17 protein-coding genes are annotated in these 22,526 nt (G+C 71.2%); 12 read left to right on the top strand and 5 right to left on the bottom strand.

All coding sequences use genetic code 11. From position 1 onward, the window contains the following. Positions 1 to 140: 140 nt before the first annotated feature. The 3 genes from O0S08_RS02320 to O0S08_RS02310 all read left to right on the top strand — a co-directional run bounded on the left by O0S08_RS02320 (position 141) and on the right by O0S08_RS02310 (position 3,782). Positions 141 to 2,585, top strand: coding sequence for a tetratricopeptide repeat protein (locus O0S08_RS02320; protein WP_269037306.1), 2,445 nt, complete (start codon positions 141 to 143; stop codon positions 2,583 to 2,585). A 137-nt stretch (positions 2,586 to 2,722) separates the two neighbouring features. Beyond that, positions 2,723 to 3,175, top strand: a complete 453-nt coding sequence (locus O0S08_RS02315; RefSeq protein ID WP_269037305.1) for a hypothetical protein — start codon at positions 2,723 to 2,725, stop codon at positions 3,173 to 3,175. Between the two features lie 52 nt (positions 3,176 to 3,227). Continuing rightward, positions 3,228 to 3,782: a hypothetical protein gene (locus tag O0S08_RS02310; protein ID WP_269037304.1), complete on the top strand. Its 555-nt coding sequence runs from the start codon at positions 3,228 to 3,230 to the stop codon at positions 3,780 to 3,782. An 83-nt stretch (positions 3,783 to 3,865) separates the two neighbouring features. Here the strand turns inward: O0S08_RS02310 and O0S08_RS02305 are convergent, their stop codons facing one another. Then, positions 3,866 to 4,777: a hypothetical protein gene (locus O0S08_RS02305; RefSeq protein WP_269037303.1), complete on the bottom strand. Its 912-nt coding sequence runs from the start codon at positions 4,775 to 4,777 to the stop codon at positions 3,866 to 3,868. A gap of 180 nt (positions 4,778 to 4,957) precedes the next feature. Continuing rightward, a complete protein-coding gene (locus tag O0S08_RS02300; RefSeq protein WP_269037302.1) occupies positions 4,958 to 5,440 on the bottom strand; it encodes a hypothetical protein in 483 nt (160 codons plus the stop codon). 433 nt (positions 5,441 to 5,873) lie between these two features. Here O0S08_RS02300 and O0S08_RS02295 point away from each other — a divergent pair, with 433 nt between their 5' ends. The 8 genes from O0S08_RS02295 to O0S08_RS02260 all read left to right on the top strand — a co-directional run bounded on the left by O0S08_RS02295 (position 5,874) and on the right by O0S08_RS02260 (position 18,156). Further along, positions 5,874 to 6,641: a TetR/AcrR family transcriptional regulator gene (locus O0S08_RS02295; RefSeq protein WP_269037301.1), complete on the top strand. Its 768-nt coding sequence runs from the start codon at positions 5,874 to 5,876 to the stop codon at positions 6,639 to 6,641. A gap of 291 nt (positions 6,642 to 6,932) precedes the next feature. Then, positions 6,933 to 8,042 (top strand): amidohydrolase family protein, encoded by a 1,110-nt coding sequence (locus tag O0S08_RS02290; RefSeq protein WP_269037300.1) that lies wholly within the window; start codon positions 6,933 to 6,935, stop codon positions 8,040 to 8,042. Positions 8,043 to 8,365: 323 nt separating this feature from the next. Then, positions 8,366 to 10,858 carry an FG-GAP repeat domain-containing protein gene (locus tag O0S08_RS02285; protein ID WP_269037299.1) on the top strand — a complete coding sequence of 831 codons (2,493 nt, stop codon included), beginning with the start codon at positions 8,366 to 8,368 and terminating at the stop codon, positions 10,856 to 10,858. A gap of 185 nt (positions 10,859 to 11,043) precedes the next feature. After that, positions 11,044 to 12,081 (top strand): hypothetical protein, encoded by a 1,038-nt coding sequence (locus tag O0S08_RS02280; RefSeq protein ID WP_269037298.1) that lies wholly within the window; start codon positions 11,044 to 11,046, stop codon positions 12,079 to 12,081. After that, entirely contained in the window at positions 12,078 to 14,357 is a 2,280-nt protein-coding gene (locus O0S08_RS02275) for a TonB-dependent receptor (protein WP_269037297.1), read from the top strand. Before O0S08_RS02280 ends, O0S08_RS02275 begins: the two co-directional genes overlap by 4 nt. Before the next feature lie 44 nt (positions 14,358 to 14,401). Beyond that, positions 14,402 to 14,605: a hypothetical protein gene (locus O0S08_RS02270; RefSeq protein WP_269037296.1), complete on the top strand. Its 204-nt coding sequence runs from the start codon at positions 14,402 to 14,404 to the stop codon at positions 14,603 to 14,605. Between the two features lie 186 nt (positions 14,606 to 14,791). Continuing rightward, positions 14,792 to 15,823, top strand: a complete 1,032-nt coding sequence (locus tag O0S08_RS02265; protein ID WP_269037295.1) for a hypothetical protein — start codon at positions 14,792 to 14,794, stop codon at positions 15,821 to 15,823. Further along, positions 15,820 to 18,156 (top strand): TonB-dependent receptor, encoded by a 2,337-nt coding sequence (locus O0S08_RS02260; protein ID WP_269037294.1) that lies wholly within the window; start codon positions 15,820 to 15,822, stop codon positions 18,154 to 18,156. Before O0S08_RS02265 ends, O0S08_RS02260 begins: the two co-directional genes overlap by 4 nt. A gap of 21 nt (positions 18,157 to 18,177) precedes the next feature. Here the strand turns inward: O0S08_RS02260 and O0S08_RS02255 are convergent, their stop codons facing one another. Both O0S08_RS02255 and O0S08_RS02250 read right to left on the bottom strand, forming a co-directional pair. Beyond that, a complete protein-coding gene (locus tag O0S08_RS02255; protein WP_269037293.1) occupies positions 18,178 to 18,429 on the bottom strand; it encodes a hypothetical protein in 252 nt (83 codons plus the stop codon). A gap of 86 nt (positions 18,430 to 18,515) precedes the next feature. After that, a complete protein-coding gene (locus tag O0S08_RS02250) occupies positions 18,516 to 18,908 on the bottom strand; it encodes a hypothetical protein (RefSeq protein WP_269037292.1) in 393 nt (130 codons plus the stop codon). Positions 18,909 to 19,309: 401 nt separating this feature from the next. Here O0S08_RS02250 and O0S08_RS02245 point away from each other — a divergent pair, with 401 nt between their 5' ends. Next, entirely contained in the window at positions 19,310 to 20,545 is a 1,236-nt protein-coding gene (locus O0S08_RS02245; protein WP_269037291.1) for a serine/threonine-protein kinase, read from the top strand. Positions 20,546 to 20,590: 45 nt separating this feature from the next. Here the strand turns inward: O0S08_RS02245 and O0S08_RS02240 are convergent, their stop codons facing one another. Next, complete coding sequence (locus tag O0S08_RS02240; protein ID WP_269037290.1) at positions 20,591 to 22,267, bottom strand: SIR2 family NAD-dependent protein deacylase; 1,677 nt, start codon at positions 22,265 to 22,267, stop codon at positions 20,591 to 20,593. Positions 22,268 to 22,526 lie beyond the last annotated feature (259 nt).

The raw sequence follows: 22,526 nt of genomic DNA, 5'->3' as shown, positions 1-22,526 counted from the left end.
TCATCGATCGCAGCGGGCTCGGCCGGCCGCGATCGTCGCTGCGCGGCGTCCGACCTGTCGCGATCGGAATGCCGGCGCAAGGAGCTCCGCGTCTGCGACGCTCGCGCTCGCGCGTCGGGTGCGCTAAAACCCGCTCGCTCGTGACCCCGCGCGACCTCCCCGCGCCTGCGCGCCCGCGGCTGTTGCAGCCGCCGCCTCCGCCGCCGCGGATCCCCTGGCTGCTCGTCATCCTGTTCGCCATCGGCCTCGGCGTCGGCGCGCGCTGGTACGTCGACCGCGGCCAGGCCGCCAGCCTCGACACTGCCCAGGTCCTCATCGCCCGCGGCGGCCTCACCGACTTGCACGCCGCCGCGGATGGCTTTGCGAACATGTCCTCGAGGACACCCTGCCGCCTCACCGCCGAGGCGCTGGTGCGGGCCCAGGCCGCCGCCGAGTACGACGACGACCGCGACGGCGCGCGCGCGGCGATCGCCCGCGCCGAGCCCGAGCGGGCCCAGTGCAGCGACCTCGCCGTCGCCGACGGCCTGCTCGCCCTCGCCGACGGCGACCTCGACGCCGCAGCGACCGCGGTCACCCTGCCCACCACCTCGCTCTCGCGCCCGGCCCGGGCCTGGCTGCAGGGCACTCTGGCGCTGGCGGGCCGCGGCGAGCTGGCCGCCGCGATCGCCGAGATCGAGGCCACGATCGCCGCCCAGCCGGCCGCGATCGCCCCGCGGCGGGCGCTCGTGTGGCTGTACTTCGAGACAGGTGACTTCGGCGCCGCGCTGCAGACTCTGGCCCGCGCGCGCACTGCCGGCCTCGCCCACCTCGGCCTGGCCGCCGACGAGGCCCTGCTGCACGCGCTGCTGCGGCGCGAGCTGAGCGGCGTCGCCGACCTCGCCGACCAGCTGCTCGCGCTCGACCCGGCCGCGCTCGGCCCGCGCGACCAGGCCCACGCCGCGCTCGCGCGGGCGCTGGTCCACGTCCACGCCGGCGAGCCCGCGGCCGGCCTCGGGCGCGCGGCTGCGGCCTGGCCGGCCCTGTCCCCGTGGGACGCGCACGCCCGCCGGCTCGCGCTCGAGCTGTCCCTCGAGGCAGGTGACGCCGAGCGCGCGCGCGAGCTGCTGGCCCAGCTCGGCGTGCCCGAGCCCGAGGCGTCGATCGTGCGCGCCTGGTCGCTGCTGGCCGAGGGCGACGTCATGGCCAGCCTCACCGCGCTGTCGGCCTGCCCGCAGGACCACCCGCGCGTCGCCTACCTGCAGGGCCTCGCGCTGGTCGAGCAGCGGCGGTTCGCCGAGGCCGAGCCGTGGCTCGAGCGGGCCGACCGCATGCTGCCGGGGCGGGTGGAGGTCGAGGTCGCGCGTGCGCGCGTCGCCGTCCACACCGGCGACCCTGCGACCGCGGCGCGCAAGCTCGAGGGCATTGCCGCCGCCGAGCACTACGCCCCGCGCGCCTACACCGGCCTCGGCGAGGCCTACCTGTCTCTCGGGGCAGACTCGAAGGACCTCCGCCAGGCCCAGCGCGCCCTGACCCGCGCCGTCGAGAAGGAGCCCCGCCCGGCCGAGGCCATGCTGCTGCTCGGCGACGTGTGGCAGCGCCGCCGGCTCAAGGTCCCCGAGGCCGAGCGCAACGCCCTCGCCTGGTACGAGCAGGCGGCGGCCGCCGGCCTCCGCCTGCCGCGCTACCGCGAGGCCCTGGCCCGCTACCTCGTCGACCTCGGCGAGGGCGCGCGCGCCGAGGCGATGCTGCGCGAGCTGACCCGAGAGCCAGGCATCGACCCGACCACCCCGCTCGCGCTGCTCGGCCTGGCCCTGGCGCGGGCCGACGAGCAGGGCGCCCCGGTCCCGGCCGAGGTCGACGACTGGCTGGCCGCCGCCGCCGCGCTCGGGGCCGACGCCGACGCCCTGACTTGCGCCCGCGCCCGCCTGGGCCTGGCCCGAGGGACAGGTCTCTCCCGCTCCGGCGGCGAGCTCGACAAGCTGCTGCGGCGGCGCCCGTACGACATCGAGGCGCGGATCCTCGCCGCCCGCGTCCTGGTCGCCCTGCGCGACCTCGAGGCCGCCGAGACCTTGATCCGCCAGGGCTTCTACGCCGCCGAGCCCGGGCGCGACGAGGTCGCCACCGGCCGCCTCTTCATCGCCTGGGGCGAGATCGCCCTGAAGCAGCGCAAGCGCAAGCAGGCCGCCCTGCACGCCCGCGCCGGCTTCCACCGCATGCTCGGCGAGCAGCGCCCCACCGTCGAGCTGCTGGCCGCCGTCGAGTTCGCCACCGACATCTTCCTCCGCACCGAGCAGCACAAGCTCGCCCTCGGCATGACCCGCGAGCTCACCGAGGCCCTCCCCTTCCACGGCGACGCCTGGCGCCTCCACGCCCGTGCCCTGTTCGACGCCGGCGACAGCCCCAAGGCCGCCACCCGCGCCATCAACAAGGCCCTCGAGCTCGACCCAAACAACGTCCGCGCCCTCGAGCTACGCGCCCACGTGGCCGCCCGCGCCGGCGACCGCAAGACCGCCCGCGAGGTCCTCGCCCGCGCCCTCGAGCTCGAGACCCGCGAACCCGACCGCCAGCGCATGCGCGAGTTCCACCGCCGCCACCTCGGCGAGTGACGCCTGTTCATCCATGCCGCCTTCGCCGGTATGGTCGACCCCGATGTCGCCGCCGTTCGAAGATGGCCCAGGACGCTCAGACCGCCGGCGCGGGCCTTGTTCTCTCGTCCGGAGCGCACTTCTCTTGAGGAGATAGTATGAAGGAAGACTTACTCGTACGGCAGATCCTCGGGCGATTCGTCCCCGAGCTCGCGCCGGGCGTGGTCCCGGATTATCTGGAACCGTTATACGCACGCGAAACGGCGGTTCGCGCAGCAGGCTGCCTGTCCGAAATTTCACTCGAGATCGAAGCGGCCTTGCTCCGTGCGCTCTTCGCGGATGAAGAGGAGGACGTGAGAGCCGCCGCGCGCCGCGTCATCCTCGATCGCTGCGCGCATCTACGCCATGTCGTGCTTGTCTCGATGACGCAAGACGAAGACGAATGGGTCAGGGAGTCGGCCCTGGACGAGGTCGGCCCTCCCGCGGGAAACCCAGAGACGGCCCTTCTCAGGGCAAAGATCGCCGCCTTGCTCGGCCACGATCGCGACGAAAACATTCGCGAACGGGCTCAAGCGATACTTCGTGCGAACAGCGGAGAAGAGTCCGCGTGAGCTGAGGCTCCGACGTACGCGGCCGCTCCGCCGATCTAGCAAGGGACAACAAGTGAGCACCCATACCGACCCGGAAATCACGGCGTTTGTGCTTCACATCGGAGCGACGAACCCGTCTGGCGGCTTCGACCACCCGATATGGCCGCGGCTCTCTTCATGGGCAAATCATCATATGGATGGTCTGCTCCTGTATTTCTACGAGAGCCCTGAATTCCTCGCGCCCTTGGTTCAGTCACTGGGCCTGAATCCCGCGACAGAGACGCTACCAGAGCCAGACGCGCGGCTCTCTCACGTCCGAGTCGACTTGAAAGATGATCAGCCGGAGCTCCTCTTGCGGAGACTGTCTTTCGATCCGGACGCCGGCGTCACCCACCTCCTCGGCCTGAACGCATCCAGACTCTTGTTCAGCATCACCGTGGAGGATGATGAAAACTTCGCGGTCTTCTATCTGACGGGCGAAGAGGCGGTCGATCTCGGCAAAGCTCTGGACGGGCATCTCGAGGGAAATGCAGAAGTATGCACCGCCCATCGGCAGGAGATCCTGGCGATGCTCGACGGTCATTCTTCCTGGTTGCCTTTGCAGGATCCGAGCATCGCGCAAGGTTGATCTTCCGGTTCTGTCCGCACCCGCGCTACCTGGGCGCCGCACCGCATACAGGGTGTGACTGGGGTCCTCGACGAGCGCGAGGCTCACCGCTCGCGCTCGATGCGGACGAGCACGTGGACGTTGGGGATCCGACGAACCGCGAGCGCCTGGCGCTCGCTCCCCCACCACTGCGTGCCGTCGCCCGTCTCGACCCGTTCGAAGTGGACAGTGAACGGACCCGCCTGCACCGCGGGGAGGAACTCCGGCGAGGAAGGATTGAGCGTATGCACATCGGCGGAGGTGCCCTCGCGAGACCACACGTGCGGCGTCACGCGCCAGGCGCCGTCGCGCCGCTCCCAATCCGCGCCGGACGACAGACCCACGACGACCTGCTCCTCGCGGTTCGGCCCGTCCGCGAACACCACGTTGCGCACACCCTGCGTGCTGAGCCAGACGCGCCGGCTCTGACCGGGCTCCAGGCGCGGCAGGAACAGGCGCGGCCCGCAAGCGACGCGGTCGACGACGAGCCGCACCTCTCCGGTCTTGGCATCGAAGCGATCGACCAGCCAGCGGAACTCGCGGAGCCCGCCGACGACGTGCGCTTCGCTGCCGAGCCCGGAATGCACGTAGTTGTCGCTGTGGATCCCCTCCTGCTCGTAATCCGGCAGGATCGCCCCGCGTACGAACACTTCGAGGAAAAACCGCTCGGGCACCTGCCTTTCGTGCCCGCCCTGCGGTATCGAGGACTCGCCCGTCCACAGCTTGAGCTCCCCGACGCGCCGCTCGCTCCCCAGCGCGAACTCGTGTGTGCCGAGCGGCGTCGGCGGCGACCGCAGCTCCGCGGGCAGCTCGGTGACGTCCACGTACGTACCCGGGTCGCAGGCGCCGCGATCGTGCGACTCGACGGGCCGCTCCGCCGGGGCCGCGACCTCGACCCTCCCGTCGGCCGTCCGCGACGAGCAGGCGCCGAGCACGAGGAGTGATGCACCCGTGAGGACGAGCGAGCGTCGCGCCATTGCCGGCGTGTACCATAATCCCGAGTGAATCGGCGTCCTACCGCGATCGGACTCCTGTGTCACAGCGCGCGCTCAGGGAGAGTCCGCTCGATGAACCGGAGAGAATCCTGGCCGTGGGCGGCGATTCGACGCCCGCAGACTGCATGCCCTGCGGTCTCGGCTGCAGCAGCTCACGGCGGTTCAACCCGGCGACGGCGACGGCTCTCCAGATTCCGCACCAAGCCCCTCGCCGTGCCGAATCACCGCACGGGCGATCTTCGCGTCCACGAGGAGTGCCACCTCCTGTTCTTTCGCCCACGCGGCGAGGATCGCGGCCGCAGGACGTCGAACCCTGACGATTAGCCATACGACCGCACCGGCGAGCAGAATTCCTCCGGCCAGAGTAAAACTATCGACATCGAGAACCATGCCCAATAGCAGCACGGAAATCGATAGGACGAAGGAGATCCCCATCCCACGATCCTGGCGCTCCTGTTGTGCCTGCAGCTCGTGGCAGCTGCGACAGCTCGGCAGCAGCAGCCCCACGCTGGGCGATCGACGGCGCTCGATCCACCCCCCGATCACGAGCAGGCCGATCATGACCGCGACGAGCGTGACGAGGAGAAGGGCGTCGTCGTCGAAGAGTTGCCGCAGGACGCCAGCCAGCGCGGTGATGGCCACCAAGCTCGCGAATGAGACGGATGACGGTCTGTCCGTATCGAGAAGAAACGTCCGAGGATGATAGGTCAACCCTTCGGTGGCTCCGCAACGCAGGCAAACGCCAGGGAGGGCCGCTCTCACCGGGACCACCAGGTGATCATTCTCGATCCGGGGGCCATTCGTACTCACGGGGACAGTGTCTGCGATGGAAGATCCGCCCGCAAGCCCGGTTGCTCCCATGAGCGATTGTTCGGCGTGGACGCGGGACCCGGGAATCACAAAATTCCTCCAGAGCGTCCGACGCGCCGCATCGGAGAGACGGACGCGCGCAAGACGTCCGTCTCCTCCGAGCGCCAACGCCGGGCCCACGGCAGCGTCCTCGCCGTTCGACACACAGAGTTTTCTTCCCCATACTCCGTCCACCGCAAACAGTTCTTTCCCCCTCTCGACCCCCGTCATGAGCGACGACATCTCCGGCCGCGGCGACCCGCTCAAAACCCTCGAGCTGCTGTGGGGCCGTGCGCCTCGGACCTCGCGGGGCCCCAAGCCCCGCCTCACCGTCGCCGAAGTGGTCGCAGCCGCGATCGCTCTCGTCGACGCCGAGGGCCTGGCCGCCCTGACGACCCGACGCGTCGCCGAGGACCTCGGCGTGTCTGCCATGTCGCTCTACACCTACGTGCCCGGCAAGCCCGAGCTGATCGACCTGATGCTCGACGCTCTGACGGGGGAGATCCGCGCGCCAGCCGGCACGACCTGGCGCGAGCGCGTGGCCGACGTGGCGCGCCAGAACTGGGCCCTCGTGCTGCGCCACCCGTGGATGATCGAGGTCGTCACCCACCGCCCGGTCCTCGGCCCCAACTCGATCGCCAAGTATCACCTCGAGCTGTCCGCCCTCGAGGGCATCGGCCTCGACGACCTCGAGATGGACCGCGCCCTCACCCTCGTCCTCGACTACGTCGCCGGCGCCGTGCGGGGCGCCGCCCGCGAGCGCACCGTCAAGGAGCGCACCGGCATGACCGACCGCCAGTGGTGGGCCCAGGTCGGCCCCTTCCTCGCCGAGGTCTTCGACGCCGAGCGCTTCCCCCTCGCCGCCCGCGTCGGCCAGGTCGCCGGCGACGCCTACGGCGCCCACGACCCCGCCGGCGCCTTCGCCTTCGGCCTCGAGCGCGTCCTCGACGGCCTCGAGCTGCTGGTCGCCCGCAAGGCCCGCCGGCCCGCCTCTTGACCTATCCCCAAGGACAGCCGCCCGCCCGGCGCCGGCCCGGAGCCGGGCGAGATCTGTCCCGAAAGACAGCCGCCCGCCGGCCCGGCAATGACCGGGCGTGAACACGAGAATCTCCCGCCGAGCTCGCCGCGACGGGCGCTCCGGAGCCGGCCAACATCCCCGCCTGCCCGCGCACGCGCCCCCCGCATCGCCCGCCCACGCGACCGCCGCCCCGCTGCGGCCCGGGGGATCCGGCTGCGCGCGCATCGCCTCGACGGGCCAGGCGCCTCCTGGCATAGTCCCCGGCGCGCCATGGCTCCCCCTCTCGATCTCCTCGTCCGCGGCGGGACCTGCGCGCTCCACGGTGCCATCACCGCTTGCGACCTGGGGATCACGGGGGGTCGAGTGGTGGCGATCGGCGATCTCGCCGGGGCCGAGGCCGAGCGCGAGCTCGACGCTCGTCACCTCCACGTCCTGCCCGGCGTGCTCGACACCGGCGGTTATCTGCGCGACGAGGGCGGCAGCGCGCAGCTCCTCGCGGGCGTCACCGCGGTGTTCGACGCGCACCCGCACCCGACCACCGCGGCCGGCCTCGAGGACAAGCTCTCGCGCGCGCGCGGCCGCGCCCACTGCGACTACGCCTTCTTCATCGCCGCCGCCACCGACCACCTCGACGACCTCGACCGGCTCGAGCGGCTGCCGGGCTGCAGCGGCGTGGTCCTCTCGCTCGGCACCGACGACGAGCCGCTGCACCGGGCCCTGTTCTGCGGCCAGCGGCGGGTCACGGTCTCGTGCGAGCCCGACCCCCACCCCGAGCCGGTCGCCGCCGGCGCGGCGGTCGACCTCTACCGCGACGAGGGCGACGCCGCCCGCGCCCTGCAGCGCTTCCTCAACATGGCCAAACGGGCAGGTCGGCGCGTGCACGCCTCCAACGTCGACGGCGACGAGGCCCTGGCCCTGCTCATGCAGCACCGCGAGCTCGCCACCGTCGGCCTCGCCGCCGCCGACCTCGACCCGGCCGGCCCCGGCGCCGACGCTCTGTGGCGGGCGGTCGCCGGCGGCCTCGTCGACGCGCTCGGCAGCGGCCCCGAGGTCGCCCAGGGCGGCCCGCTCCTGCCGACCATGCTCGCCCACGTCCACGCCGGCAGGCTGGGTCTGCCGCAGCTGGTCGAGCTCCTGTCCTCGGGGCCAGCTCGGATCTACAACGTCGCCCGCAAGGGCCGGATCGCTCTCGGCTACGACGCCGACCTCGTGCTCGTCGACCTCGACGCCGAGCACACCCAGTCCGGCGTGCGCTACCACGGCTGGCCCGTCGCCACCGTCCTGCGCGGCGAGCTCGTCGCCCGCGACGGCCGCGTCGTCGCCGCCGCCAGCGGCGCCCCGGTGCGCTTCTCCGACACCCTGCGCATGGTCGTCCTGTAGGCACCTGTCCCGCGGGACAGCCTGCCCCCGGGGACATGTGCGCGCCGCCGCGCCCGACCCGTCGGCCGGATCGCCGCGCGCCGCCGCTCGCCGCCTGGACCGGGCGAATCGCGCGACATGTCCCGAAGACCATGTCATCGAAGTCGCCGCGCTGTCTGTCTGCAGAGACAGAAAGCCGACCCGGCCGAGGACGTCGCCACGCGGACCACGGACTTGCAGGTCGGGGCTGCCACGAGTCGTGGCATTCGCGCTGGCGCGACGATCGGCCCGCTGCGCGCCGGCGAGCCCGCGGGCGCGGGGGTTTGCTGTAGAGTCCCGCCGATATGCGTACACGGCGACTGACTCTGGTGGGGATGTGGAGCATCGCGGCGGCAGCGGCCGCCGGCTGCAGCGACGACGGCACGGGCCCGGGCACCGAGTCGACGGGATCGGTCCTCCCGACCGCCTCGACGACCGACGGCGGGACCGACGGCACCGCGAGCTCGACCGTCGCCCCGCCGACGAGCACCAGCGAGGGCGGCAGCGACAGCGACAGCGCGACCGAGTCGACCGTCGCGCCGACCGGCACCACCACCTCGAGCACCACCGACCCGGCCGTCACCGGCACCACGCAGACGGACACCGAGACCACCGACGGCTGCGACTGTCCGGCCAACTTCAAGTGCAAGTACGACACCTGCATCCCCGACCTCGGCACCTGCGTCACCTACGACGACTGCCCGGGTGACTCCTACTGCGACCAGGACGGCGAGTGCATCCCGTACGGCGTGCCGGACGGCGTGATCAACGACCCCGAGTGTCAGAAGGACGACATCCCCGAGGGCATCACCCCGGTGGTGCAGTGCGAGTGGAGCGCGGTCGCCGACCCGGCCAACGACCCGACCAAGAACTCGACGTACATCTACACCACGCCGATGGTCGCCGACCTCAACCTCGACAACGACCCCGGCAAGCTGCAGCCCTCGGTCATCGTCAACACCTTCGCCACCGTCGGCAACATGGGCCGGATCGGCACCCTGCGGATCTTCGACGGCCGCACCTGCGAGCTGCAGCTGCAGGCCGGCGGCGCCGACGAGCCCGACGACGCCAACCGCCCCGGCTACGCCGCGCACTGGGCCATCGCCGACCTCGACGGCGACGTCCCGCAGGGCGGCCGCCCCGAGCTGATCGGCTACCACCGCGTCAGCAGCCCCAACGAGAGCACCCCGCTCAACGTCTACGCCTTCCGCATCGTCGACGACGGCGACACGCCCAAGCTCGAGCGCATGTGGTACGGCCGCAACTGCGAGACCGACACGATCCTCAACTTCTCGAGCGCCACCAGCACCAACGGCCCGAGCGTGCACGACCTCGACGGCGACGAGTTCCCCGAGATCGTCGTCGGCGACCAGGTGTTCGACCGCGACGGCTGCGTCCTCACCACCTGGAACGCCAGCGGCGCCAACCACATGCCGCTCATCGCCGACGTCGACCTCGACGGCCTGATGGACTTCGTCAACCACCGCCGCGTCGCCGGCTGGGACCCGATCGCCGGCGAGTGGGTCGACAAGCCGTGGTTCATGCCGGCCAACCAGCCGGGCGGCTACCTCGCGATCGCCAACGCCGGCCACTACTCGGTCGTCGACGGCGTCGAATTCGAGCAGGCCCCCGAGGTCGTGGTCCTGAGCGTCAGCAACAGCATCGGCCGCCTGCGGATCCAGAGCCTCACCGGCGAGACGGTGTGGGGGCCGATCCAGCTGTACGCCAAGGCCAACGAGACGATCGGCCAGGGCGGCCCGGTCACGGTCAGCGACTTCGACGGCGACGGCCAGGTCGAGTTCGCCACCGCCGCGGCCACCTACTACGCCGTCTACGACCCCGACTGCGTCGCCGCGCTGAACGGCGAGAGCCCGGTCGAGCGCCCCGGCGGCAAGTGCGAGCGCTCGCCCGCGCAGCAGGCCAAGAACCTGCCCGACGGCGTGCTGTGGGTCCAGCCCTCGCAGGACCTGTCGTCGAACATCACCGGCTCGTCGATCTTCGACTTCAACGGCGACGGCGCGGCCGAGGCCGTCTACCGCGACGAGTGCTACGTCCGCGTCTACGACGGCAAGAGCGGCGACGTCCTGTTCAGCGCCCCGGCCTCCTCGGGCACCGGCAACGAGTACCCGTCGATCGCCGACGTCGACGGCGACTTCGCCACCGAGATCATCGTCCCGCGCACCAGCTACAACAGCTGCCCGGCGACGGACCCGCTCTACCCGATGGCCTCCAAGGTGTCGCGCCCCGGCTTCGTCATCTACCGCGACCCGCTCGACCGCTGGGCCAACTCGCGCCCGGTGTGGAACCAGTTCCAGTACTCGATCACCCACGTCACCGACGACGCCCGCGTCCCGTCCGCCGACACGTTCGTCAACAACTGGCAGACGCCCGGCCTCAACAACTTCCGCCAGAACGACCAGGGCTCGACCGGCAAGCTCAACATCGCCGACCTCACCGTCGAGCTGACCGACCTCGGCACCCTGTGCCAGAACCAGGGCGGCACCATCGACCTCCAGGCCGAGGTGTGCAACCGCGGCACCAACCCCGTGCAGGACGGCGTCGTCGTCCAGTTCCTCGAGACCACCGACCCCAACCAGCCCGTCGACCAGGCCACCGTCGTCTGCGAGGCCGTCACCACCAAGCTCCTCGCCCCCGGCGAGTGCGAGACGGTCATGTGCACCGCCGACCTCCAGGGCGGCGGCACCGTCTACGTCGACGTCGACCCCGCCGACAAGATCGCCGACTGCCACCCCGGCAACAACCTCGGCGCCGACGCCCTCGACATCTGCCCGGGCTGACGCACCCGCGCATGTCCCCGGGGTCCTATCATATGTCCCCGGGGACATCTCACTTCTCCGCCGGATCACCGCATCGGGCTTCGCCCTTCGCGCCTGTCCTCGCGGCCAGCCGCGCACGAGGCGCAGAAACGAACGCACAGGCCGACGTGGCCCGGGCCTGACCGCTGAAGTATCCTGCGGTCCGCATGCGAAGGTGGCTCCTCGGCGGATCTGCGGCCCTGCTCGCCGCCTGTCTGCCGGTCGAACCCGAGTACCTGATCACCGCCCCGCAGTTCCGCGGCGTCCGCCTCGAGGTCGTCGAGCCGGGCGGCTACGCCTCGCTGCTCAACGTCCCCGCGGGCCGTCGGCGGGCCACCTTCCTCCCGCTCGACACCATCGAGCTCACCGCCTTCTTCGCCGCCCCGCCGGGCGTCGACGTGCAGCCGCCGGTGTGGCTCGTCTGCGGCTTCGACTGCGTGATGAAGGGCCCGCTGGCGGCGATCGCCGGCGACGTGCCCGACTGCCCCACGCCGCTGCCGCTCGGCGTGCCCGAGCTGTGCCGCCTCGACGAGGGCCAGCAGATCCGCGTCGGCCTCGGCGGCGCCTTCACCGTCGCTCGCCCGGATCTCCAGCTCCTGATCATCGCCAGCCGCGACGCCGCCGTCACGCCCGCGGCGTGCCTCGAGCGCCTGAGCCGGCCCCCCCACACCGCGCTCGAGGCGTGCATCCTCGTCCAGTGGGAACTCTTGCTCGGCCCGCAGTGGGCCCCGCTCCCGTTCGGCCCCGACGCGAGCCACATCCCGCCGGAGATCCTCGCGCAAGACGTCGACATCAACCCGGACGTGGTCGAGTTCCGCGTCACGCGTCAGCGCGGCGCGGAGCGCAGCGAGCACCTCGTCGCCCCCGGCAGCAGCGTCGGCGTGCGCCGCCGCGATCGCATCACCGTCGAGCCGATCTTCACCGAGGGCTCGGCCCAGACCTACTGGCTCACCAGCGGCGACGAGGAGGGCAAGCCCTGGTCGGGCGAGCCGGTCAGCCGGGAGGAGCGCCTGCAGATCCGCGGCTGGTTCGACGCCCCCGTCCTTGACTTCGGCTGGGTCTCCTACACCGACTGGGATGACCCCACGATCGAGTTCGTCGTCCCCGACGACGTCGTCCCCACGCGCCTCTTCCTCGACGTCACGGACAACCGCAGCGGCCGCGCCAGCGCCGAGCTCCTGTTCGTCGCCGACGACGCCCCATGATCGCCCTCGGCCTCCAGCTCGTCCTCGCGGCCGCCGACCCGGCCCCGGTCGAGCGCCCCGCCCACGCCAGCGTACAGGGCCAGCTGCGCAGCGCCGGCGAGCGCCAGCCCGTCGCCGGCGCGCGGGTCTTCGCCACCCCGCGCCGCGGCCCCGCGTGGACGCGCGAGGCGGTGTCCGACCGCGACGGCCGGTTCGTCCTCGCCGACCTGCCGGGCCGCGACTTCGTATTGACGATCGTCGCCGCCGGCCACCAGCGATTCGAGCAACCGACCACCTCTGCCTATTGGTCGCGCCGCAAGCCGCCGACGATCTACCTCCAGCCGCAGGGCGCCGGCAGCTATCGCACCATCATCGAGCAGCTGCGCGTCACCCGGCCGAGCACTGTCAGCACGAAACTCGCGCCCGAGGAGATCGCCAACCTCCCCGGCAGCCAGGGCGACCCGCTCCGCGCGTTACAAAACCTGCCCGGGGTCGCGCGGGTCCCCGGCGGCCTCGGCCTCATCGTCCTCCGCGGCGCCGCCCCCAATCAATCGCAGGTGTTCTTCGGCGAGCACCCGCTGCCGCGCGCCTTCCACGTCCCCGGCCTCGCCAGCGTGGTCCAGACCGGCGCCCTCGCGGGCCTCGAATACGTGCCCGGCAACTTCTCCGCCCATTACGGCAACGCCGTCGGCGGCATCGTCCACCTCACCCCGCGCGTCGGCCGGCGCGACGGCCTGCACGGCCACGCCAAGCTCGACATCACCTCGGTCGGCGCCCTGCTCGAGGGCCCGTTCGGCAAGGGCGGCTCGTTCCTGCTCGCGGCCCAGCGCGGCTACCTCGACCTCGTCATCAAGGCCATCCCCGACGAGGCGATCTACGGTGACGTCATTCAGCCGCGCTACCACGATTACCAATTCATCTTCGACCACCCCGCCGGCCGCGGCGGCACCCTCACGGTGCGCCTCCTCGGCGCCTCCGACGACCTGCGGATCGCCTCCAGCGGCCTCCCCAACTTCCGCCTGCGCAGCTCCTTCGACCGCGTCGACCTCGCGTATCGCAAGCGCCACGGCCGCTGGGACTTCCTGCTCGCCCCCGCGGTGCGGTTCGACCGCTCGAGCTTCTCGACCCACATCAGCAACCGCCGCAACGACGTCGTCGGCCTCCTGCGCGCCGAGGCCAGCGTGCGCCCGCTGCGGCCGCTGCAGCTGACTCTCGGCTTCGACACCCAGCTCGATCGCTACATGAGCCATCGGGTCGCCCCTCTCAACACTCCTCCCGAGGACGAAGTCGACCGCGGCCTGCTCACCACCTCCGGCCTCTATCTGTCCTCGCAGCTCGAGCTCGGCCGCTACGCCGTCGTCGCCGGCGCCCGCGTCAACGCCTTCACCGCCGCCGACAACGCCGAGTTCACCGTCGACCCGCGCCTCTTGCTGCGCTACAGCCCGCACGAGCGGGTCCGCATCCAGCTCGGCGCCGGCATGTACTCGCAGCCGAGCCTGCGCAGGACCTTGCAGTCCGCCGGCTTCATCTACGAGACCACCCCGGGCGGCCCCCCGCTCGGCCTCGGCTATCTCGTCCTCCCCGGCGCCGCCCGTTACCTCGACCCGCAGCTCGAGTTCCAGCCGGGTCGCCGCGTCGGCGCCAGCCAGGCCGTGCAGTACAGCGCCAACCTCCACGTCGACCTCACCGACGCCCTCGACCTCGACGCCACGATCTTCTACCGCCGCGTCCGCGACCACCTCCCGCCCCACCCCGAGTACCCCGATCTGCCCGACACTGCATCGGCCACCCACGGCGTCGAGGTCATGCTGCGCCACGACCTGACCGCGCGCCTGTTCGGCTGGATCGCCTACACCTGGATGCGCTCCGACGCCCGCCGCCTGTGGCCCACGGGCGGTGTCACCCACGCCCCCGCCGACTTCGACCAGCGCCACAACCTCGTCATGCTGGTCGGCTACAAGCTCCCGCGCCGCTGGTCGATCGCCGCCCGCTTCCGCCTCGTCACCGGCCTGCCCTACACGCCCTTCGTCGGCGGCATCAACAGCATGGGCGAGGACACCTACCCGATCGCCGGTCCGCTCAACAGCGCGCGCATGCCGGTGTTCCACCAGCTCGACCTCCGCCTCGACCGCACGTGGATCTTGCACCGCTGCGTGGTCGGGGCCTACCTCGACGTGCAGAACGTGTACAACCGCCCGAACGCCGAGGGCTTGATGTATTCGAGCGACTTCGCCAGCACCCACGCGGTCATCGGCGTCCCGATCTTGCCGGTGCTCGGGGTCAAGGTCAGCTATTGAACGAGCTCCCTTTGCATATGTCCTAAAAGCCCAACAGCGCCCGCATGCCGGTGTTCCACCAGCTCGACCTCCGCGTCGACCGCACGTGGCTCTTGAGCCGCTGCGTCGTCGGGGCCTACCTCGACGTGATGAACGTGTACAACCACCAAAATGCCGAGGGCGTCACCTATTCGCAGGACTTCTCGCGCACCCGCACCGCGGTCGGCCTGCCGATCTTGCCCGTCCTCGGCGTGCAGGTCAGCTATTAGGTTTTGACATGTCCTAAAAGACACGTCAAAGAAGACCTCGCGCCGCCGCGCACCGGCGCGACCACACGGCACGACATGACCTCGGGGACATCTTTCCCATTCCCGGCCCGCGCTTCGTGCTTGCGAGAAAAATCGCACGACGACCAGACTGGTCGGCGCGGCCCCGGCGCGCTAGCGTGCACGGCGATGCGGCGGTGTCTGTTTGCGCTCGCCACGCTCCTGGGCGCCTGCGTCCCGGCCGAGTACGACTGGCTGGTCACGGGCGCGCGCTTCCGCGGGATCCTCGTCGAGGTCGTCGAGCCGGGCGGCTACGGCTCTTTATTAAAAGTGCCGCCGGATCGGAGCCGGGCCTTCGTCCTCCCGCTCGACACCGTCGAGCTCGAGTGGAAGGTCGCCGTCCCGCCCGGTAGCGAGCTGCAGCCGCCGATCTGGATCGCCTGCTCGTCGACGTGCTCGAACTCGCTGTGGGACCCGATGGACCCGGGCATGCCCGACTGTCCCGACCCGATGCCGATCGAGCTCGTCGACTCGTGTCGGCTCGGAGAGGGCCACCGGATCCGCGTCCACATGGGCGGCGCCTACGCTGTCGGCACCCCCTTCACGTTGTTGCTGGTCGGCAGCCGTCGTCCGGACCTCACGCCCGAGGTCTGCCTCGAGCGGCTGTTCGCGCCCTCGCGCGCGCAGCTGGAGCCGTGCATCATCGCCCTGCGCGATCCGCCGGTCAGCGACAGTCACATCGGCCTGCCGTTCTTGCCGGACTCCGCCTGGGCCCCGCCCGAGGTCCTCGCGGCGGAGGCCGACACCAACCCGACGGTGCTGGGATTCACCGTCACGCGCGAGCGCGGCGACGTCCGCGAGGAGCTCGTCGTCGACGTCGGCGCCGCGGTCCCGGTCCGCCGCGGCGATCGCATCGTCGCCGAGCCGCGCTTCGCTGCCGACGCCTCGCAGGAGTACTGGGTCGAGGTCGGCGGCACGCCCGGCATCCCGTGGTCGGGCGAGCTCGAGCTCGAGACCGAGCAGTTCAGCTACGACGTGTTGTTCAGCCAGCCCGTCGACTACGAGCCCCCCGACTACAGACCGCCTGGCGCCACGACCCCGCCGCCGAGCTGGGTCGTCCCGCACGACGTCGTGCCCACCACTCTCTGGCTCGACATCGCCGACGAGCGGGACGGCCACGCCTTCGTCGAGCTGCGGTTCGTCCCCGAAGACGACGCATGATCGCCCTCGGCCTCGTCACGCTCCTCCTCGCCGCCGCCCCGGCGACCGGCCAGCCCGCGGCCCGGGCCACCGCGCAGGGCCAGTTGCGCAGCGCCGGCGAGCGCCAGCCCGTCGCCGGCGCCCGCGTCTTCGCCAGCGCGCGCAAGGGCCTCGCCTGGACGCGCGAGGCGGTCACCGACGGCGACGGCCGCTTCCTCCTCACCGACCTGCCGAGCCGCGACTTCGTCCTCACCGTCGTCGCCGCCGGCCACCAGCGCCTCGAGCAACCCACGCCCGCCGCCTACTGGTCGCGTCGCAAGCCGCCGACGATCTACCTCCAGCCGCAGGGCGCCGGCAGCTATCGCACCATCGTCGAGCAGGAGCGCGTCAGCCGGCCGAGCCCCGTCAGCACCAAGCTACAGCCCGAGGAGATCGCCAACCTCCCCGGCAGCCAGGGCGACCCACTCCGCGCATTGCAGAACCTGCCCGGAGTCGCCCGCGTCCCCGGCGGCCTCGGCCTCCTCGTCCTGCGCGGCGCGGCCCCCAATCAATCGCAGGTGTTCTTCGGCGAGCACCCGCTCCCGCGCGCCTTTCACATCCCCGGCCTCGCCAGCATCGTCCCCGCCGGCGTCCTGCAGGGCATCGAATACGTGCCCGGCAACTTCTCCGCGCACTACGGCAACGCCGTCGGCGGCATCGTCCACCTCACCCCGCGCGTCGGCCGGCGCGACGGTCTCCACGGCCAGGTCAAGGTCGACCTCATCACCGCCGGCGCGCGGCTCGAGGGTCCGTTCGGCAGGGGCGGCTCGTTCCTCCTCGCCGCCCAGCGCGGCTACCTCGACCTGGCCCTCGGCGCCCTGCCCGACGACGCCACCAGCGGCCTGCCCGCAGTCACTCCGCGCTACCACGATTATCAATTCATCCTCGACCACCCCGTCGGCCGCGGCGGCACCCTCACGATGCGGCTCCTCGGCGCCGGCGACACCTTCAAGTTCCGCCACTCCTTCGAGCCCAACGAGGGGCTCGCCATGGACAGCAGCTTCCACCGCGTCGACCTCGCCTACCGCAAGCGCCACGGCCGCTGGGACTTCCTGCTCGCCCCTGCCGTGCGCTTCGATCGCACCGAGTTCGACGGCCGCTTCGACTTCCTGCGGCGGCGCAACGACGTCGTCGGCCTCCTGCGCGCCGAGGCCAGCGTCCGCCCGTGGCGGCCGCTCCAGCTCACCCTCGGCGTCGACACCCAGCTCGACCGCTACCGCTCGTTCCAGCGCGCCCGCGAGAGCGAGGATTCGCTCGTCGACTCGCGCGCGCGCGGCTTCCTGACGAGCACCGGCGTCTACTTCAATTCGCAGCTCGAGCTCGGTCGCTACGCGATCGTCGCCGGCGCCCGCCTCAACGCCTTCACCGGCACCGTCAACGCGGCGCACACCGTCGATCCGCGCCTGCTGCTGCGCTACAGCCCGCACGAGCGGGTCCGGATCCAGCTCGCCGCCGGCACCTACTCGCAGGCCAGCTATCGCCGCAGCACCGTGACCGCGGGCCTCTTCACCCAGTACGGAGTGCCCAGCTCCGGGCCCACTCTGGGCGGGCCGACGATCTACGCCGGCGATGCCATGACCGTGTTCCCGGCCGCCATTCGCTACCTCGACCCGCAGCTGGAGTTCGACCCGCAGGGGCGGATCGGCGCCAGCCGGGCCGTGCAGTACAGCGCCAACCTCCACGTCGACCTCGCCGATCATCTCGAGCTCGACACCACCCTGTTTCATCGCAGGTTCCGCGCCAACACCCCGCAAGATCCCGACGGTCCCGATGTGGCCGACACCCGCACCACCACCACCGGCGTCGAGGTCATGCTGCGCCACGATCTCACCGCCCGCCTGTTCGGCTGGATCGCCTACACCTGGATGCGCTCGACGACCGAGTTCTCCTTCCCCGAAGCGTCGGCGACCATTCGGGTCCCGTCCGACTTCGACCAGCGCCACAACCTCGTCATGTTGGTCGGCTACAAGCTCCCGCGTCGCTGGTCGATCGCCGGCCGCTTCCGCCTCGTCACCGGCCTGCCCTACACGCCGATCGTCGGCGGGATCGACGGCGAGGGCATGTATCCGGAGGGCACCCTGCCGCTGTTCGGCGGGCCCAACAGCGCCCGCATGCCGGTCTTCCACCAGCTCGACCTCCGCGTCGACCGCACGTGGATCTTGCGCCGCTGCGTCGTCGGGGCCTACCTCGACGTGATGAACTTATACAACCATCAAAATGCCGAGGGCGTCACCTATTCGCAGGACTTCTCGAGCACCCGCGCGGCGGTCGGCCTGCCGATCCTGCCCGTCCTCGGCGTGCAGGTCACCTATTAGGATCTCTCGTTCGAGCGCGAATCAGGCCCCGAGCACGAGGGCGACGATCGCCAGCGCCGCGAACACCAGCCCGAAGTAGGTGTACTTGTCGCGCCGCATCAGGATCGCCAGCAGCGCGCAGATCACCGCCGGCCCGGTGTACAGCATCATCTCTTCCCACCCGGCGCGGTGCCCCTTCATGCCCGCCTCCACGAACGCGATCGCGCCCATGCACATCGCCACGCAGGCGAGGAACGTCGGCGCGAAGCTCTTCTTCGCTGGTGTCTCGGCCATGAGCGAAGGGCTAACCGATCGACGCGCGGATGTCGACCCGCATCGCCTCGGATCCGTGCGAGCCGATCATCACAAGTGCGACAGAATCACCGCACTCCGTCGCGCCAGGCCACCACCAGCAGCAGCGCGGCCCACACTGCGCTGACGCCCGCGTTGACGTGCAGGTCCGCGGGCGCGAGCCCGACGCGGCCGCCCCAGTAGAGCCACTGAGTCGCCGCGTCCCACGCGTAGAAGCCCGCGTTGGCCAGCAAGATCGCCCGCCGGTCGGCCGCCCGCGTCATCCGCAGCGTCCACAGCGACACCGCCGCCACGAACACGTGGAAGCTGGCGATGCTGAACCACAGGAACTCGCGCGTCGGCACCATCGCCCCGCCGCGGTACTGGGCGTCGAGCGGTCCCGGGTCGAACATCAGGGTGTAGGCGATCAGCAGGTTGAACAGCGCGTAGACGACAACGACGATCTTGCTGAGGTGCGGCACGACGCTCCACCGTACTACGGATCGTTCACCCCGCGCGACGTCCCGTGACCGACGCCGTCCGCCGGGTGCTCGCGCACCCACCGACCTGTCCCATAAGACATCTATCTCGCAGCCCTCGAGCCTCCGCACACGACCTGTCCCAAAGGCCATCCAATCCTCCCCCGTCGCCGACCTCTCTCCCTCTTTCTTGTTTAAAAGAGGGCTTCGGGTTCGCGACGTGCCGTCGCGTCGTCTGCGACTCGCACGTGCGCCGACGCAGACGTCGCACCCGGGCCGTTCGCCACGGCAGCTCCTGTGCGCGCGTCCTCGCGCCGCGGATCGTCACGCTCGACCGCGTCAGGCGCCGGGCCTCGGCGCGTATACTTGGCGCCGACCTGTCCCCGCAGACAGGAGGGAGAGCCATGGACGCAGCAGTCGGCAACCGAGCGACCCTCGCGTGGTCGCGCATGGAGACCCAGTTTCCGGCCGAGCTGGCCTCGACCGTCGCCGGGACCTCGGCGGCGTCGCAGGTCACGCGCATCGACCCGAGCCGGCGCAGCCTCTCGGTGTTGCCGCAGGTCGAGACCGACATCGGCGGCCAGGTGCGGCTGGTGCACGACCCGCGCGACCGTTACCGCTCGCTGGGCGTGGTCGGCGAGGGCGGCATGGGCGTGGTGGAGCGGGCCGAGGACGTGGACATCGGCCGGCCGGTGGCGATCAAGCGGCTCTTGCCCGAGGCCTCGCACCCGCTGGGCGTGGCCCGCTTCGTCGGCGAGGTCCGGATCGTCGGCAGCCTCGAGCACCCCAACGTCGTGCCGATCCACGACGTCGGGCTCGACGCCGAGGGCCGCTACTTCTTCGTCATGAAGTACGTCGAGGGCCAGACTCTCGGCGAGGTCATCGACAAGCTGCGGCGCGGCGACCCGGAGGCGCACCTCGCGTGGCCGTTCGAGCGCCGGGCCGAGATCGTCATCTCCGTGCTGCGCGCGCTGGCCTACGCCCACGAGCGCGGCATCGTCCACCGCGACATCAAGCCCGACAACATCATGATCGGCCGCTTCGGCGAGGTGTGGCTGATGGACTGGGGCATCGCCAAGAAGATGGACGAGCCCGATCCGGGCGTGCCCACCGAACGCGGCGGCGACCCGATCGCCGGCCTCATCGGCACCCCTGCGTACATGTCGCCCGAGCAAGTCCGCTGCGAGCCGCTCGACGCCCGCAGCGACCTCTACTCGGTCGCCGTCGTGCTCCACGAGTTCATCGGCCTCAATCATTACCTGGCCCACCGCACTGACAACCTCGCGGTCCTGCTCGACGCGATCGAGAACGAGAAGCCCGTCCTCCGCGGCCCCGGCGCCTACGACGGCCCGCACCAGAGCCCGCCGCCCATCGAGCTGCAGATCGTCGCCGGCCGCGGCCTCGCCAAGGATCCGGCTCAGCGCTACCAGTCCGCCGCCGAGATGCTCGCCGGCATGCGCGCCTACCTCGAGGGCCGCGGCGAGGTCCGCTGCATGTATTCCTTCACCAAGCGAGCCATGCGCGAGAGCGGCCGCGTCATCGACCGCCACCCCCGCCTCGGCGTCGCCCTCTACTTCAGCCTCGTCGTCCTCGCCCTCGTCGGCCTCGCCGCGCTCGTCAAGCTGCTGCTGATCGGCTAGGCGATCCCCGCGGCGACGGGCCGCACCCGGCGAGACCGTGGGCCCCTAAAACCCTCCTCCGTAGGGGCTCGGCAAGACCTGGCCCCCGCTCAGGGCGCCGCGCATCTGCGTGCCTCCGGACTTCCGGTCGAACATCTTCCAGCTCCCTTCCATTCGACCCTTCTCGGCGCGCAGGACGAAGCGATAATGCCAGTCCGTGTCGCGCCGCAGGCCCGCCTTGTCGAGCGGCTTGCCCGGCCCCAGCCACGCCTCGAATTCGACCATCGTGGCACCGGCGACCAGTCGCGTCTCGACCCGGTCCTGATAGGGCTGCTTGTATTTGGACTTGCCCGAGTCGCCGGTCTTGCGCAAAATGACCGACACCCTACAATCGGCCTTCGGGGTCACGTCGATCGTATAATAGCCGCTCACGCCCGAGTACTTGGCGTCGGCCGCCCAATCGACCGAGGTCGTCACTTGCCATCGGCCCGCGATCGACGGCTGCTTGGGGCAGCTCGCCGAGCTCTTCGGGGTCGTCCCGGCCAGCCCGCCGAGGATGCCCGGCTCGGCCGCCGTGGCCCCGCGAACGACCTCCGGCGCGGTCTCCGGCTTGGTCTCCGCCTCCGCCCCCGATTCACGCAGCATGCAAACGGCCCCGAGCACGGCGAAGGCCAGGCCGCCCGCGAGGAGCGCCGTCCCCCGCGGGCTGGCCTGGAGCAGCCGCGGCGGTGCGTCGAATTCGGAGAGCGCGGAGAACGTCGCCCCCGCGCGAGGCGGCTCCGCGGGCGACGGATCTACCCCGAAAGACCCGCCTTGCAAGGACCCGCTCCACGACCCTCGCCCCGTGGCGCTCGAAGTCTCGGCCCTGGGCCACCCATCGGACGAGAGCAATCGCCGGAGGAACGGCGCCAGCTCGGCGTGGCTATTGCCGTACGCCAGCGGGAAGATCCGCTGCCCGGGCGGATGCTCGCGGCGCAGCGCCTCGACCTCGTGCGTCAAGCACAGACGGTAATGGCGCGACTCGGAGCGCGAGAACACGTCGCCTGTCCAGCGGAGAAAGGCGCCGAGGTTGGGATCTGACAACCCGGCTCCGCAGCCGACGAACACGAAGGTCCGCGCCGCGCGAAGGGTCGCGAGGACGGTCTGGGCGTGCGGGTCGCGCGAGACGTCCACGTAAGATCGAATGCCGAGGACGATCGAATCGGGGTCCTCCCACTCGCCGTGGAGGTGGAGGATCCGCGGCTCCACGCCCTGGAGCGCGCGCTCGACCACCGCCGGGCGGCGCCACGTGGTCGGCTTGAGCGCGGTCGCGGCCTCGAGGAGGTGATCGTAATTGGTGGTCGCCAGCAGGGCGCCTCTGCGGCCATGGGCAGCCAGCGCGTCGAGGACCGCGCTGTCGCGCACGTCGAGGTGAAAAGACCCGACTGTCTCGCGCAGCCAGCGGCTGTACTCGCCCCCGTGAGGCGCCCCGAGGCGGTGGCAGACGACCTCCGCCACGCCGAGCGCCGCCTGGGTGTCCGGGAGGGAGAGCTGCTGCCGGTAGAGATCGTGGGCCCGTCCATCCAGAGCGCCGAGGTCCCTCGCGCGCCGGAGGCCATCCTCGAGGAGTCCGACCCAACTCCCGAGAGCCGCACGCGGGCTCCCGCGCAGCGCCCCGACGCTGACCCCCGCACCCACGATAAAGACGACGTTTCTCGGCGTACTGGCCAGCGTTTGGCGGATATCCTCGAGGAGGCCGGACATACGACGAAGCCAGTGTACCACGGCAGGTCATGGCCGGGGGCCTTCGCCGCCCCGCACGGCGACTGCGACGGCGAAGGCCGGCTCCAACGTCGCGCGTTCGCAGCCCAGAAGCACCGTGCGAGCGCCGCGAGCTCTCCCATCCGACTCCGGCGTCCGGAGACGATCGACTGGACGATGGGATCGCGTCGCGCCGAAGTGACCCGTCGCAGCACAGCGCAAAGGGCGCTGACCGCCGGTTCGCGCTGTCACTTTGGCCAGG

The sequence above is a fragment of the Nannocystis punicea genome, assembly GCF_026965555.1.
GTDB classification, from domain to species: Bacteria; Myxococcota_A; Polyangia; order Nannocystales; family Nannocystaceae; genus Nannocystis; species Nannocystis punicea.
This window is presented reverse-complemented; position numbering and strand designations above follow the sequence as displayed.

Excerpts from the sequence above, each read along its gene's own strand:
- O0S08_RS02265 (WP_269037295.1), top strand. The coding sequence starts at position 14,792 with ATGCGGCGGTGTCTGTTTGCGCTCGCCACGCTCCTGGGCGCCTGCGTC.
- O0S08_RS02280 (WP_269037298.1), top strand. The coding sequence starts at position 11,044 with ATGCGAAGGTGGCTCCTCGGCGGATCTGCGGCCCTGCTCGCCGCCTGT.
- O0S08_RS02290 (WP_269037300.1), top strand. The coding sequence starts at position 6,933 with ATGGCTCCCCCTCTCGATCTCCTCGTCCGCGGCGGGACCTGCGCGCTC.
- O0S08_RS02305 (WP_269037303.1), bottom strand. The coding sequence starts at position 4,777 with ATGGCGCGACGCTCGCTCGTCCTCACGGGTGCATCACTCCTCGTGCTC.
- O0S08_RS02255 (WP_269037293.1), bottom strand. The coding sequence starts at position 18,429 with ATGGCCGAGACACCAGCGAAGAAGAGCTTCGCGCCGACGTTCCTCGCC.
- O0S08_RS02270 (WP_269037296.1), top strand. The coding sequence starts at position 14,402 with ATGCCGGTGTTCCACCAGCTCGACCTCCGCGTCGACCGCACGTGGCTC.
- O0S08_RS02260 (WP_269037294.1), top strand. The coding sequence starts at position 15,820 with ATGATCGCCCTCGGCCTCGTCACGCTCCTCCTCGCCGCCGCCCCGGCG.
- O0S08_RS02275 (WP_269037297.1), top strand. The coding sequence starts at position 12,078 with ATGATCGCCCTCGGCCTCCAGCTCGTCCTCGCGGCCGCCGACCCGGCC.
- O0S08_RS02295 (WP_269037301.1), top strand. The coding sequence starts at position 5,874 with ATGAGCGACGACATCTCCGGCCGCGGCGACCCGCTCAAAACCCTCGAG.
- O0S08_RS02240 (WP_269037290.1), bottom strand. The coding sequence starts at position 22,267 with ATGTCCGGCCTCCTCGAGGATATCCGCCAAACGCTGGCCAGTACGCCG.
- O0S08_RS02285 (WP_269037299.1), top strand. The coding sequence starts at position 8,366 with ATGCGTACACGGCGACTGACTCTGGTGGGGATGTGGAGCATCGCGGCG.
- O0S08_RS02315 (WP_269037305.1), top strand. The coding sequence starts at position 2,723 with ATGAAGGAAGACTTACTCGTACGGCAGATCCTCGGGCGATTCGTCCCC.
- O0S08_RS02245 (WP_269037291.1), top strand. The coding sequence starts at position 19,310 with ATGGACGCAGCAGTCGGCAACCGAGCGACCCTCGCGTGGTCGCGCATG.